Source organism: Bradyrhizobium sp. CCBAU 21365 (genome assembly GCF_015291305.1).
Lineage (GTDB): Bacteria > Pseudomonadota > Alphaproteobacteria > Rhizobiales > Xanthobacteraceae > Bradyrhizobium > Bradyrhizobium elkanii.
Map to the genome: position 1 here is coordinate 7,395,309 of NZ_CP030036.1, position 13,911 is coordinate 7,409,219.

At 65.0% G+C, this 13,911-nt stretch carries 12 protein-coding genes; 6 read left to right on the plus strand and 6 right to left on the minus strand.

Annotated features, from left to right (window positions below; all coding sequences use genetic code 11):
* Positions 1–217 precede the first annotated feature (217 nt).
* The gene (locus XI02_RS34750; protein ID WP_016843723.1) at positions 218–463 is read left to right on the plus strand and encodes a hypothetical protein; all 246 of its coding nucleotides are present in this window, start codon (positions 218–220) and stop codon (positions 461–463) included.
* Positions 464–581: 118 nt separating this feature from the next.
* Positions 582–1,544 carry a D-2-hydroxyacid dehydrogenase family protein gene (locus tag XI02_RS34755; protein WP_172647131.1) on the plus strand — a complete coding sequence of 321 codons (963 nt, stop codon included), beginning with the start codon at positions 582–584 and terminating at the stop codon, positions 1,542–1,544.
* A gap of 75 nt (positions 1,545–1,619) precedes the next feature.
* Here the strand turns inward: XI02_RS34755 and XI02_RS34760 are convergent, their stop codons facing one another.
* Positions 1,620–2,864: a L,D-transpeptidase gene (locus XI02_RS34760; RefSeq protein ID WP_069279595.1), complete on the minus strand. Its 1,245-nt coding sequence runs from the start codon at positions 2,862–2,864 to the stop codon at positions 1,620–1,622.
* Between the two features lie 328 nt (positions 2,865–3,192).
* On the opposite strand from XI02_RS34760, the gene XI02_RS34765 reads away from it, so the two are divergent.
* Positions 3,193–4,026: a hypothetical protein gene (locus XI02_RS34765; protein WP_194483255.1), complete on the plus strand. Its 834-nt coding sequence runs from the start codon at positions 3,193–3,195 to the stop codon at positions 4,024–4,026.
* A gap of 18 nt (positions 4,027–4,044) precedes the next feature.
* Here the strand turns inward: XI02_RS34765 and sseA are convergent, their stop codons facing one another.
* The 3 genes from sseA to XI02_RS34780 all read right to left on the minus strand — a co-directional run bounded on the left by sseA (position 4,045) and on the right by XI02_RS34780 (position 6,646).
* Entirely contained in the window at positions 4,045–4,902 is an 858-nt protein-coding gene (gene sseA, locus XI02_RS34770; RefSeq protein WP_172647130.1) for a 3-mercaptopyruvate sulfurtransferase, read from the minus strand.
* A gap of 99 nt (positions 4,903–5,001) precedes the next feature.
* Entirely contained in the window at positions 5,002–5,415 is a 414-nt protein-coding gene (locus XI02_RS34775) for a rhodanese-like domain-containing protein (protein WP_016847778.1), read from the minus strand.
* A gap of 55 nt (positions 5,416–5,470) precedes the next feature.
* Positions 5,471–6,646, minus strand: coding sequence for a VWA domain-containing protein (locus XI02_RS34780; protein WP_016847779.1), 1,176 nt, complete (start codon positions 6,644–6,646; stop codon positions 5,471–5,473).
* Between the two features lie 165 nt (positions 6,647–6,811).
* Here XI02_RS34780 and XI02_RS34785 point away from each other — a divergent pair, with 165 nt between their 5' ends.
* From XI02_RS34785 to XI02_RS34795, 3 genes are all read left to right on the plus strand, one after another.
* Positions 6,812–8,725, plus strand: coding sequence for a diguanylate cyclase (locus XI02_RS34785; RefSeq protein WP_018273365.1), 1,914 nt, complete (start codon positions 6,812–6,814; stop codon positions 8,723–8,725).
* 183 nt (positions 8,726–8,908) lie between these two features.
* Positions 8,909–9,751 carry a MoxR family ATPase gene (locus tag XI02_RS34790; RefSeq protein ID WP_016847781.1) on the plus strand — a complete coding sequence of 281 codons (843 nt, stop codon included), beginning with the start codon at positions 8,909–8,911 and terminating at the stop codon, positions 9,749–9,751.
* 90 nt (positions 9,752–9,841) lie between these two features.
* Positions 9,842–11,344: an NAD(P)/FAD-dependent oxidoreductase gene (locus XI02_RS34795; protein ID WP_172647129.1), complete on the plus strand. Its 1,503-nt coding sequence runs from the start codon at positions 9,842–9,844 to the stop codon at positions 11,342–11,344.
* A 227-nt stretch (positions 11,345–11,571) separates the two neighbouring features.
* Here the strand turns inward: XI02_RS34795 and XI02_RS34800 are convergent, their stop codons facing one another.
* Both XI02_RS34800 and XI02_RS34805 read right to left on the minus strand, forming a co-directional pair.
* On the minus strand, positions 11,572–13,215 hold the full coding sequence (locus XI02_RS34800) for a GMC family oxidoreductase (protein ID WP_172647128.1): 1,644 nt from the start codon (positions 13,213–13,215) through the stop codon (positions 11,572–11,574).
* Between the two features lie 28 nt (positions 13,216–13,243).
* Positions 13,244–13,837, minus strand: a complete 594-nt coding sequence (locus tag XI02_RS34805) for a GNAT family N-acetyltransferase (RefSeq protein WP_172647127.1) — start codon at positions 13,835–13,837, stop codon at positions 13,244–13,246.
* Positions 13,838–13,911 lie beyond the last annotated feature (74 nt).

Genomic DNA, 13,911 nt, shown 5'->3' on the forward strand with positions numbered 1-13,911 from the left:
GCCGGCCCCCGAAAGCGCAACCGCGGGACCTCTGTTTTCCGTCCGTTCACCACGTTTCGCGGCTTCACCACGGGTGATTACGGGTTCGACGCCATGTGTGCGCCGAATCACGACAATTGAAACCATCTTTTAATAAATCAGGCCAAAACTCGTCCTCAACGTCGAAAAACGGCGATTTTCGCGGCAGAACCGCGGCCAAAACAGTTGAGGCCACGTCATGGCTACCATCATTTCAGCACCCCTTCCGCGCCCGACGACCAAAGGCGAGGCGACGCTGTTCGCCGAATTCCGCGCCTTTTGGCGCGCCTTCGTCGCCAAGGCTTTCAATCCCTACCGGCCGGAACTGCACTATATGCGCGGCCCAGGTCCGGCCTGCCGCGCCAAGCAGATGGCGCTGTCGCCGGCGGTCCGCTCGATGCTCGCCGATATCCGCTCCGCGAAGAAGCCGTCTCCGCGCGTGTGACAATCGCCGCTTTTTGAAACCGCGGCCGCTTGCGCGCCTGCCGATTGCGCGCGACCATGACGGGCATCCCGACGGTTGATCTCCCGCCGTCGTCCTCACCCTGAATGGACCTTTCCCGATGACGCGGCTCCGCTGTGCAATCCTCGACGACTATTTCGACATCGCGCTTTCGGTGGCGGACTGGCCAAAGGTCAAGGACCGGGTCGACGTCACGGTGTTCGACAAGCCGTTCGCGAGCGAGGCGGAAGCGGCGACCAAGCTGAAGGATTTCGAGGTCATCTGCGCGATGCGCGAACGCACCCCGTTCCCGAAGAGCCTGCTCGACGCGCTGCCCAGGCTGCAGCTCCTGATCACGTCAGGCATGCGCAACGCGGCGATCGACATGGAGGCCGCGAAGAGCCGCAAGGTGGTGTTGTGCGGCACCCAATATGGCCGCGATCCCACCGCGCCCCTCACCATCGGCCTGATCCTGGAACTGACCCGCGGCATCGGCCGCGAGAATGCGCGCATGCACGCCGGCGAGGCCTGGCAGACCTTTGCCGGCACCGAGATCGAGGGCAAGACGCTCGGCATCATCGGCCTCGGCAAGCTCGGCAGCAAGGTCGCCGGCATGGCCAAGGTGTTCGGCATGAACGTCATCGCCTGGAGCCCCAATCTGACGCCGGAGAAGTGCAAGGAGGCCGGCGTCGGCTATGCCAGCAAGGACGAGCTGTTCGCGACATCAGACATCATCACCATCCATGTCGTGCTGAGCCCGCGCTCGCGCGGACTGGTCGGCGCCGCCGATCTCGCCCGCATGAAGCCGTCGGCCTATCTCGTCAACACCGCGCGCGGGCCGATCGTCGATGAGGACGCCCTGTTCGCGTCGCTGCGCGACAAGACGATCGCCGGCGCCGGCATCGACGTGTTCTCGGTCGAGCCGCTGCCGTCGGATCACCCGCTGCGCAAGCTCGACAATGTCGTGATCACGCCGCATCTCGGCTATGCCACGCGCGAGAGCCTGCAGGCGCATTATCAGCAGATGGTCGAGTGCATCGACGCCTTCACCAAGGGCAACGAGCCGCCGCGGCGCCTGGCCTGAGATCGGACATCGATCGGCAAACAAAAAAGGCGCGCCGTTGGCGCGCCTTTTTCAATGATCAGTTTGCCTGTTGGCCTAGCGCACCGTCACCGGTGCGGGCAGCGGCTGCACCGTGGTCGGCTGCGTGCCGGGCAGCGGCGCGGCCGCCTGAGCCTGGGCCGCGGAGGGAGCCATCGGGTTCGCAGGCGCGGCAGAAGCCGTCGCCGTTCCCGGCGGCGGACCACCGGGCAGCACAACCACGCGGGTGCCGACCTTGGCGCGTTCGAAGAGGTCGGACACGTCTTCGTTCAGCATGCCGATGCAGCCCGACGAGACGAACTTGCCGATGGTCGACGGCTGGTTGGTGCCGTGAATACGGTACACGGTCGAGCCGAGATACATCGCGCGGGCGCCGAGCGGGTTGCCGGGTCCGCCGGCCATGAAGCGCGGCAGATAGGGCTGACGCTCGATCATCTCGGTCGGCGGGTGCCAATCCGGCCACTCGGCCTTGCGGGTGATCTTCTGCACGCCGGTCCAGGTGAAGCCGTCGCGGCCGACACGGACGCCGTAACGGACCGCCCGGCCATTGCCCAGGATGTAATAGAGATAGGTGTTCGACGTATCGACAACGATCGTGCCTGCCGGCTCCTTGGTCGCGAACGACACTTCCTGGCGACGCAGATTCGGCGGCAGTTGCGCCGGGGCGTCTTCGGGCTGCTCGTCCGGCGGCAGCGCCGCGATCTGTACCGGCTTGCCATTGGCATCGACCGGCGCCTGCTGCTGCGGCACGGCTCCGGTAACGCCCTCGGGCGGACGCATGCCGCCGCGGTCGTCGCCATAGGAAACGCCGGCGGCCGGAACGCCATTGTCGCGATTGGCTTGTTGCGCACCCGGACGGTCACCGTAAATCACGGGCGGCGGCCCCATCGGCCGGCCATAGCGGGGATCATCGGGCGACATCACCGGGCCAGTCGGCGCGCCACGGTCGGAATAGACCGGAGGAGCATTCATCGGTCGGCCATAGCGCGGATCGTCCGGCGACATCACCGGACCGGTCGGCGCGCCACGATCGGAATAGGCGGGCGCATTCGCCGGACGGCCATAGCGCGGGTCGTTCGGCGACAGCACCGGACCAGGCGGCGGCAGTGCAGCCGAATCCTGCCCGTCATCGTCATTGAGAGCGTCGAAATCCGGCATGCTGCCCTGAGGGTAGGGCTGGGGCGCCGTCGAATAGGCGGTGCCCTGGGGCGCCGGATAACCCTGCTGCGCATGCGCGAGCGAGGTTCCTGCCACGCCGAGAGCCGCGGCAGCGCAAATCGTCAGAATGCGGTTGATCATCATTGCTCTGTTATAGTCCCCAAGCCACACCGGACTGTTAACGGCCCAATGCAGGAAGATAGCGGCGCATTCAAGACAAATCCGCGAAACCCGGGCTATTCCGGGCCTTTTGTGATTTCGCGTCAACGCTGCGGCAAAGATGTCTCACGGGCTCGGAATGTTTGTCCACGTGGCCAAAGTCATCAATCACCCGCATTTTGTAACAAACAGTCCCGGGACGTTGCGATATCTTCGAATCGGCCTGATTCGCGCTCGCGACGCCGGCTTTCTTGTGTGGTCACCGCGTTCCCTCGACATCGAAGACCCTCCCGCAGAAGGGGGAACCGCGCCCATGCTCCCCGGCCTTCGTTTTCTGTTCGCCGCGATCGTGCTGGCGACCTCGCTGCTGGTGTTCGGGTTAGGGGCAGCCGCGCTGTTTCGCGCGGCGCATGAAGAGTTCGCCAGCATTCCGGCCCTCCGGGCGCCGCCCGAGCCGCAATTCGCGCAGCAGCCCGACGCCCCGCCAGTGCTTGCCATGGTGCGGGTCGACCCGCCTGCCGACAAGGTGACGACCGATATTCCGGCAGCACCCCCGCCCGAGCCAGCCGCGTCCGAACCGGCTGCTCCCGCTGAGATCACCCCTGCAGCCGAGCCGGAGAAGGTTGCCGCCGTGACGGCGGATGATCCGGTCCCGCCCGCTCCGCCGAAGCCGGAAGCCCAGGCCGCGACGACCCCAGCGCCGGCCCAATCCGCCGACACTGCGGCTCTGACTCCGACCGCAGATCCCTTGCCGGCATCGGAGCCGACGCCCGCTGGCGCCGAAGCTGCAGCGGCGGCCACCGAGGCCAAGGTCGCCGCCGTCGCCGATCCGCCCGTCCCCAGCGAGCCCGCACTTCCTCCGCCGGCACCCGCGATGGCAGCGCCCGAGCCGGCACCGCCTCCGTCACCCGAGGCGGTCGCAGCCGCGACCAAGATCGCGACGCTGGGCGGACCTGAAGTTGTTGTCGAAGCCCCGGCGACGCCGAAGGCTATTAAGGCGAAGAAGCCGGAGCGCAGCGCGGTCAGCAAGCCGGCCCACCGCAAGGAGCGGCGTCGGATTGTCCGCGCGCAGCCGGTTCGGCAGGTCGTTCAGCAGCAGCTCGATCCGTTCGGCCAGCCGACGCTGGTGCCGCTCACCCGACGCTAGCAAGCAGGGATTACCCTGTCAGGCCGGTCCCGTCGCGATCGGCGGGCCGCTCGCCTGCCCCCATTCCGACCATGAGCCGTCATAGAGCGCGCTCTCGGTGATGCCGAGCCGGTAGAGCGCAAGCGTCAGCACGCCGGCCGAGACGCCCGAGCCGCAGCTGGTCACGATCGGCGCATCGAGCTTCACGCCGGCGCCCGTGAACGACTTGCGCAGATCATCGAGCGGCTTCATCTCGCCGGTCGCGGCATCGAACAGCTGGTTGTAGGGCACGTTGCGGGCGCCGGGGATGTGGCCGGCGCGGATGCCCGGCCGCGGCTCCGGCGCGCGGCCTTCGAAGCGGTCGGCGGCGCGCGCATCGATTACCTGCTCGGCACGGCTTTCGACATTGGCGATCATCTGCTCGATGCTGCGCACGCGCTGCGGATCGTGGCTCGCCTTGAAGGTCGCAGGCTTCGGCTTCACCTCGCCGCTTTCGACCGCCCTGCCCTCGGCACGCCACTTCTTCAGGCCGCCGTTGAGAATGCGCACGTTGCGATGGCCATAGGACAGGAACATCCACCAGGCGCGCGGCGCCGCGACCCAGCCGCCGGAATCGTAGATCACGACGGTGTCGGCATTGCTGATGCCGAGTCCACCGATGTCGCGGCCGAACTGCTCGGCGCTCGGAAACATGTGCGGCAGCGGATTGGAATGGTCCGACACCGCGTCGACATCGAAGAACACAGCACCCGGCAGATGCGCGGCGAGATAATCATCCTTCGGCAGCGGCAGCACGCCCGGCAATTTGAAGGTCGCATCGAGCACCTTGACGTTGGCATCGCCGAGATGCGCAGCCAGCCATTCGGTCGAAACGAGCGGATCGTCGGTCGTCGTCATCTTGCATGTCTCTCCATCGTCATTGCCGGACTTGATCCGGCAATCCATCCTGCTGTGAAGCGATGGACACGCGGGTCAAGCCCGCGCGTGACATCCTGCCTAGCCCTTCTTCTTCGGCTCCCACGCCTCGATCGGCCCGCCGGCCTCGCGCCAGGCGGCAAAGCCGCCGCCCATATGCGCGACCGGCTTCAGGCCCATGTCCTTCGCGGTCTTGGCGGCGAGTGCCGAGCGCAGGCCGCCGGCGCAGTGGAAGATGAACTTCTTGTCTTCCTGGAAGATCGGCTTGGCGTAGGGGCTGTTCGGATCGATCCAGAACTCGAGCATGCCGCGGGTGCAGGAGAACGCGCCGGGGATCTTGCCGTCGCGCTCGATCTCGCGGGGATCGCGGATGTCGACGATGACGACGTCGTTCTTGCCGATCAGCGTGATCGCATCGGCCGCGCTGATGGTCTCGATCTCGGCGTTGGCCTCGTCGATCATCACCTTGATGCCGCGGTGGATGTTCTGGGGCATGGGGCTCTCCCTGGATGTTGTTGGCGCGCCCGCCGGCACGGGACGCGTTGTGCGTTTACCGCACCAGCTCCCGCATCGCGTTCTCCAGACCTTCGATCGTGATCGGATACATGCGTTCGGAGAACAGGCGGCGGATGATGGTGGTCGATTCCGAATAGTCCCAGTGCTTCTGCGCCACCGGATTGAGCCACACCGCGTGCGGATAGGTGCGGATGATGCGGTCGAGCCAGACCGAGCCGGCCTCTTCATTGACATGCTCGACCGAACCGCCGGGAACCATGATCTCGTAAGGCGACATCGAGGCGTCGCCTACGAACACCACCTTGTAGTCGTGCGGATACTTGTGCAGCACGTCCCAGGTCGGCGTGCGATCGGTAAAGCGCCGCTTGTTCTGCTTCCAGACGCCTTCATAGAGGCAGTTGTGGAAGTAGAAATATTCCATGTGCTTGAATTCGCTCTTGGCGGCCGAGAACAGTTCCTCGACCTGCTCGATATGCGAATCCATCGAGCCGCCGATATCGAAGAACACCAGCACCTTGACCGCGTTGCGCCGCTCGGGGCGCATGTGCACGTCGAGATAGCCGTGGTTGGCGGTCTCCTTGATCGTGGTGTCGAGGTCGAGTTCATCCGGCGCGCCGGTGCGCGCGAACTTGCGCAGCCGCCGCAGCGCCACCTTGATGTTGCGGATGCCAAGCTCGACATTGCCGTCGAGGTCCTTGAACTCGCGCTTGTCCCACACCTTCACGGCGCGGTTGTTGCGGTTCTTCTCCTGCCCGATCCGCACGCCCTCGGGATTGTAGCCATGGGCGCCGAACGGCGAGGTGCCGGCGGTGCCGATCCACTTGCTGCCGCCCTGGTGGCGGCCCTTCTGTTCCTCGAGCCGCTTCTTCAGCGTCTCCATGAGCTTGTCCCAGCCCATGGCCTCGATCTGCTTCTTCTCTTCCTCGGTGAGATATTTCTCCGCGAGCTTCTTCAGCCACTCCTCGGGGATCTCCGCCTTGCCCATGGCATCGAGCAGGCTCTCGAGCCCCTTGAACACGGTGCCGAACACGCGGTCGAACTTGTCGAGATTGCGCTCGTCCTTCACCAGCGCGGCGCGCGACAAATAGTAGAAGTTCTCGACCGTCTGCTCGGCGAGATCGGCGTCAAGCGCTTCCATCAAGGTCAGATATTCCCGTAACGTCACGGGGACCTGGGCGTCGCGCAGCGATGTGAAAAACTGCAGGAACATATTTACTTAAATCGCCCGCCCTGCCGGTGCCGTCAAGGGCCCCTCCCCCGGTTGCGGCTGCGGATCAGCCATTCACTTTCACTTAACCACCCCGGCCGGCTTCGGCTCCCGGCGGCGAAACGTGACATTAAGATCGGACGTTGATCGTTGCAGCAACACGCGCCAGTGGACCCGATCGACGTGCCCGATAGCCCCGCCAAGCTGCCGAAACTGTTTTCGCCGACGGCGATCGTCGCCGCCGTGGTGGCGGCGATGAGCATATTCGTGCTGGGTCTTTTGATCTGGAAGGCGGTCGAGGCGCGCACCACGGCACTGGCCCAGGGCGAGCGCGACATCCGCAACCTCACCCACTCGCTGGCGGAACACGCCTCGCATTCGGTCCAGGCGATCGACGTGGCCATGAACGCCATGGTCGACCTGCTGAAATACCAGAAGCCGCGCGTCGATCGCTTCAACGCGGCGCTGCGCAAGACCGCCGACGCGCTGCCGCAGATCAAGGAGATCGGCGTGATCGACCCCGACGGCAACCGGATCTACTCGTCGGCCGCGGAGCTGCCGGCGCACAACAATGCCGATCGCGGCTATTTCATCGGCCATCGCGACTCGACGGATGCATCGCTGCATATCAGCGAGCCGTTGCAGTCGCGCCTGACCGGTCAGCCGACCATCGTGCTGTCGCGACGCGTCACCAGGGAGGATGGCAGCTTCGGCGGCGTGCTGTTCGCGACCATCGAGACAAGCTATTTCGACAACTTCTACCAAGCCTTCAAATTCGGTCCGCACGCCGGAATTACCCTGCTTCGGCTCGACGGTATCGTGTTGGCGCACTGGCCGGCGGGCAAGTGGAACAAGGAGGTTTCCGCGGCATTCAAGGCGAAGATCGAGCAGGACCGAACCGGCTACACGAAAACCACATCGCCGTTCGACGGACGCGTCAAATATCTCGGCTTCGAGCGCGCTTCGCAATATCCGATCGTGGTCACCGTCGCCTTGCCCGAAGCCCAGGTTCTCGCCGCATGGCATGACGATTTGCGCAACGACCTGCTTGTCGCCATCATCCTGATGGGAAGCGTTATCCTGTTCGCGATCCTGCTCGGCAAGGAGTTTGCCAAGCGTACCAAGGTCGCGCGGATGCTCCGGGAACGCGAGGCGCGCTACCGGCTGCTTGCCGACAACATCGCCGATGTGGTGATCCTGCTGGACCGCAACGGTCGCTTCCTGTTCGTGTCGCAGTCGGTTGAGACCATCCTCGGCCGAAACCCGGACGATCTGATCGGTAAATCCTGCTTCGAGTTCGTGCACTCCGATCATCTCGCCGACGTCGCCAGGGCGACGTCGGAATTGACCAACTGGACCACCACCAAGACCGTCGAATTCAAGACCTTCCGCGCCGATGGCAGCGAGGTCTGGGTCGAGATCAACTTCAAGCTTGCCGGCGCGGCGGAAGACCACCATGCCATCGAGGTCGTCGGCGTGCTGCGCGACGTCACCGAACGCCGCAAGATGGAGGACGAGCTCAACGCACTGAACATCCGCCTGTCCGAGCTGGCGACGACCGACGGCCTGACGACCCTCGCTAACCGCCGCAGCTTCGACAGCGCGCTGCCGCGCGAGTTCCGCGACCGGGAGCAGATCTCGCTGATCATGCTCGATATCGATCACTTCAAGGGTTTCAACGACACGCAGGGTCACCAGGCCGGTGACGAATGCCTGCGGCGAGTAGCGCGCGTGATCGCGGACGCCACGACCAACACCACCGCGCTGGCGGCGCGATATGGCGGCGAGGAATTCGCGATCATCCTGCCCGGCGTCGGCGAGCAGGATGCACTGAAGGTCGCTGAAGCGATGCGCCTCACGGTGCGGTCGCTGGCGATCGCCAATCCGGCCGCCCGCCGCGGCGTGGTTTCGATCAGCCTCGGGATCGCCAGCCGGTCGGCCGCGACCGCGAGCGAGACCGAGCTGCTCGGTCGGGCCGACCTCGCGCTCTATGAGGCGAAACGTTCGGGACGCGACCGCACGGTGCTGGCCTCGTCGCTCGCGGGTGACAATCATTCCGCGGGACGGAAACAGTACGCCTGACATACTATGCGCCCGGTACTGTCCGGGGTACCGCTGCGCTGCGGAATCCGCGCTAGACCGCCCGGCTTTTTCAATTAGAATTGTACCGGACAAGATATCGGAGAGGACATGCGACCGCTGCGAGAGCGGTCGTTTCGTGTGGGGGCCCGGGCCGCCGACGAACGAAGCAAGGCAAACAGATAGATGAAATTCACGGGTACCAAGGACTACGTCGCCACCGATGACCTCAAGGTCGCCGTCAATGCCGCCATCGTGCTCGAGCGCCCGCTGTTGGTGAAGGGCGAGCCCGGCACCGGCAAGACCGTGCTGGCCGAGGAAGTCGCCAAGGCGATCGACGCGCCACTTTTGACCTGGCACATCAAGTCGACCACCAAGGCGCAGCAGGGCCTCTACGAATACGATGCCGTCTCGCGGCTGCGCGACAGCCAGCTCGGCGACGCCCGCGTGTCCGACATCAAGAACTACATCAAGCGCGGCAAGCTGTGGGAGGCCTTCACCAACGAGAAGCGCCCGGTGCTGCTGATCGACGAGATCGACAAGGCCGACATCGAATTCCCCAACGATCTGCTGCTCGAACTCGACCGCATGGAATTCCACGTCTACGAGACCGGCGAGACCATCAAGGCGAAGCTGCGCCCGATCGTGATGATCACGTCGAACAACGAGAAGGAACTGCCGGACGCCTTCCTGCGCCGCTGCTTCTTCCACTACATCAAGTTCCCCGACAACGAGACGATGGGCAAGATCGTCGACGTGCACTTCCCCGGCATCAAGAAGCGCCTGGTGGAAGAGGCGCTGCGGATCTTCTTCGAAGTCCGCGAGGTGCCGGGCCTGAAGAAGAAGCCCTCGACCTCGGAGCTGCTCGACTGGCTCAAGCTGCTGTTGAACGAGGACATCACGCCGGAGATGCTGCGCGAGCGCGATCCGCGCAAGCTGATCCCGCCGCTGCATGGCGCGCTGCTCAAGAACGAGCAGGACGTGCATCTGTTCGAGCGGCTGGCTTTCCTCAGCCGCCGCGAAGTCTAGCTCCGATATCGGCAAACGCCGGGGCGACGGCTCCGGCGTTTTGCTTCTGCAGCTCAACAAACAAGCCAACAAGCAAGAAGACCAGGGAAGATGAACGTCCAGACCCAGATCCGCGCCGCCGAGCCCGTCACCACAGAGCATTTCGACGTCCTGATCGCAGGCGCCGGCATCTCCGGCGTCGGCGCCGCCTACCACCTCACCACGCAATGCCCCGGCACCAGCTTCGTGGTGCTGGAGACGCAGAAGACTTTCGGCGGCACCTGGTCCACCCACCGCTATCCCGGCATCCGCTCCGACAGCGACCTGCACACCTTCGGCTATCGCTTCAAGCCGTGGACCAGCGCGCCGATCGCGACCGCGGCGGAGATCCTGAAGTACATGGGCGAGGTGATCGAGGAGAACGACATCGCCCGTCACATCCGCTATCGCCACACCATTACCGCGGCGAAGTGGTCGAACGAAACCAATCTCTGGACCATCGATGCGACCCGCATCGATACCGGCGAGCGGCTGCGCTTCACCACCAACTTCTTCTGGATGTGCCAGGGCTATTATCGCCACGACGCGGGCTATACGCCCGAATGGACCGACATGGCGAAGTTCAAGGGCGCCGTCGTGCATCCGCAGACCTGGCCCGACGACCTCGACTACAAGGGCAAGCGCGTGGTCGTGATCGGCTCCGGCGCCACCGCCGCGACCCTGATCCCGGCGATGGCCAAGGACGCCGGCCATGTCACCATGCTGCAGCGTTCGCCGACCTATTTCCGCACCGGCCGCAACGCGATCGAGATCGCCGAGGAGCTGCGCAGGCTGCAGGTCGACGAGCACTGGATCCACGAGATCACCCGCCGCAAGATCCTGTTCGAGCAGGACGCCTTCACCAGGCGGACCTTCGCCGAGCCCGAGGGCGCCAAGAAGGACCTGCTGGCAGCGGTCGAAGCCGTTCTCGGCAAGGACTGCGACATCGCCACCCACTTCACGCCGAGCTACCGGCCGTGGCGGCAGCGCATCGCCTTCGTGCCGGATGCCGACCTGTTCCACGCTATCAAGGGCGGCAAGGCGTCGGTCGTCACCGACGAGATCGACCGCTTCACCGAGACGGGCATCCTGCTCAAGTCCGGCAAGCAGCTCGAGGCCGACATCATCATCACCGCGACCGGCTTCCACCTCTCCGCCAATGGCGGCATCGACTTCGAGATCGACGGCAAGCCGCTCGACTTCGCCGATACCGTGACCTATCGCGGCATGATGTTCACCGGTGTGCCGAACCTCGTCTGGGTGTTCGGCTATTTCCGCGCCAGCTGGACCTTGCGTGTCGACCTGGTCGGCGACTTCGTCTGCCGCCTGCTGCAGCACATGAAGGCGACCGGCGCGAAGAAGGTGACGCCGGAGCTGCGCCCCGAAGACCACAACATGCCGCTGCTGCCGTGGATCGATCCGGAGAACTTCAACCCCGGCTACATGATGCGTGGCATGCACCTCTTGCCGAAGCGCGGCGACAAGCCGGAGTGGCAGCACAACCAGGATTACTGGGCCGAGAAGGACGAATTCCCGGCAATCGACCTCAAGGACAAGGCGTTCGTCTACGGCTGAGCTCCTGATATTAGTCCCGTCATCCTGAGGAGCTAACGGCCACACACTCTGCTGTCGTCCCGGCGAAAGCCGGGACCCATACTCCGTGGCGGATGTTGTGGACGGGACTCGTCATTCCACCAGCGCGCAACAATGACCATCGGTGGTTATGGATCCCGGTCCCCGTGCGCAATTGCGCACTAGGCCGGGACCACGCTGAACGATTATCGTCGTACGCATTAGTCCCCTCACGCATACTCCGGCAGCTTCGCGGCCGCCTCCGGCGCCTTGCCGCGGATCATGTCGGAGGCCTTGTCGGCGATCATCAAGGTCGAGGCGTTGAGATTGGCCGAGATCATCCGCGGCATGATCGAGGCGTCGATCACGCGCAGGCCCTCCATGCCATGGACCCGAAGCTGATCGTCGACCACGGCCCACGGCGCGTCGGCCGGACCCATCCGGCAGGTGCAGCCGGGATGGAAGGTGGTGGTGCCGCGCTGGGTCGCGGCCGCGAGCAATTCGTCGTCGCTCGTGACCTTCGGGCCCGGAAAGTCCTCATAGGCGTAATACGGACTGAGCGGCTCGGAGGCGAGCAGCCGGCGCGCCAGCTTCATGCCGGCGACGACGACGCGGCGGTCGATCTCCTCGGCGAGGTAGTTGGTCTGGATGATCGGCGGCGCGAACGGATCGGCGGAGCGGATCCGGACATAGCCGCGGCTCTCCGGCCGCTGCTGCCATGACGCCACCGTCATGCCGGGCTCGTCCTCGAGCTGGCCCTGCACGCCTTCCTTGTAGCTCGCCGGCGTGAAGGTGAGCTGCAGGTCGGAGCTCTCCGTGGTCTCGCCGGAATGCCAGAAGCAGTAGACCATGGTCGGCGACAGCGACAGCAGGCCGCGCCGTGTCGTCGCCCATTTGATCGCCTCGCCCCACAGGCTGAAGCCGCGGCGAAGCTCGTTGATGGTCCTGATGTTCTTGACCCGCGCCACCGAGCGCGGCGCGTAGTGATCCTGCAGGCCCTCACCGACGCCGGGGAGCGCGTGGCGCACCTCGATGCCGTGCGCCTGCAACAGCTCGGGCGCGCCGACGCCGGAGAGCTGCAACAGTTGCGGCGAGTTGTAGGCACCGCCGGAGAGGATGACTTCCTTGGTGGCGCGGATCTCCAGGGGATCGCCGTGCTTGCCGCCGCGGTTGTAGCGCACGCCGACCGCGCGCTTGCCCTCGAAGATGATGCCGGTGACATGGGCATGCGTGCGTACGTCGACATTGGGCCGCCGCCGCGCCGGATGCAGGAAGGCGGTCGCGGCGCTGACCCGGCGGCCGTTCAGGATGGTGCGCTGGCAGTACGACACGCCCTCCTGGATCTGGCCGTTGTAATCGGGATTGCGCGGAATGCCGAGGCTGACCGCGCCCGCCATGAAGGCCTCGCAGAGCGGGTCCTGCCAGTCCATCGTGGTGACGGTGAGGCTGCCGTCGCGGCCGCGATAGGTGTCGTCGCCCTCGCCGATCCTTCTCTCCATGCGCCGGAAATAGGGCAGTACGTCGGGATAGCCCCAGCCGCGATTGCCGAGTTGCGCCCAGGTGTCGAAATCCTGGCGCTGGCCGCGATTATAAATGTGGCCGTTGATCGAGGACGAACCGCCGAGCGTCTTGCCGCGCGGCGCATAGATGCTGCGCCCGCCGGTGTAGGGACCCACCTCCTGCTGATAGGCCCAGTTCACGCTCTTCATATGGAAGGTCTTGATGAAGCCGGCCGGCAGATGGATGTAGGGATGCCAGTCGCTCGGCCCCGCCTCGAGCACGCACACCCTGGTGCCCGCGTCTTCACTTAGCCGGTTGGTCAGCACGCTCCCGGCGGAGCCTGCGCCGATGATCACATAATCGAACGTTTCCATCGTCTCGTTTCTGGCGCCGACTATCGTGTCAGCGCGGCTTTTCGTTGAGTTGATAGGTCAGATGCGCCTTCACCGTCGGCCATTCGCCGGCGATGATGCTGTAAACCACGGTGTCGCGCAACGTGCCGTTGGGCGCGATCTGATGGCTGCGCAGGATGCCATCCTGCTTCGCACCCAGACGCTCGATGCCGCGCCGGCTCTGGTGATTGAAGAAATGCGTGCGGAACTCGACCGCGATGCAGTCGAACTTCTCGAAGGCATGGGTGAGCAGCAGCAGTTTGCACTGCGTATTGACCGCGCTGCGCTGCACACGCTTGGCGTACCAGGTCGAGCCGATCTCGACGCGACGGTTGGGCGCGTCGACGTTCATGTAGGTCGTCATGCCCGAGATCCGCCCCTCGGCGTCGAACACCGTGAACGGCAGCATCGATCCGGCCTTTTGCAGGCCGAGCCGGCGGTCGATCTCCTTGGCCATGTTCTCCGGCTGCGGGATCGCGGTGTACCAGAGCTTTGACAGCTCGCCGTCCTTCACCGCGTCGACCAGCCCGCCGCAATGATCGTGTGACAACGGCTCCAGCCGCGCATGCGCGCCGCGAAGGGGGACCGGTTCAAGCCAGGGCATTCGAGATCTCTCCATCTTTGTCATTCCGGGGCGATGCACAGCATCGAACCCGGAATGACGACTGCGCTTTTGCG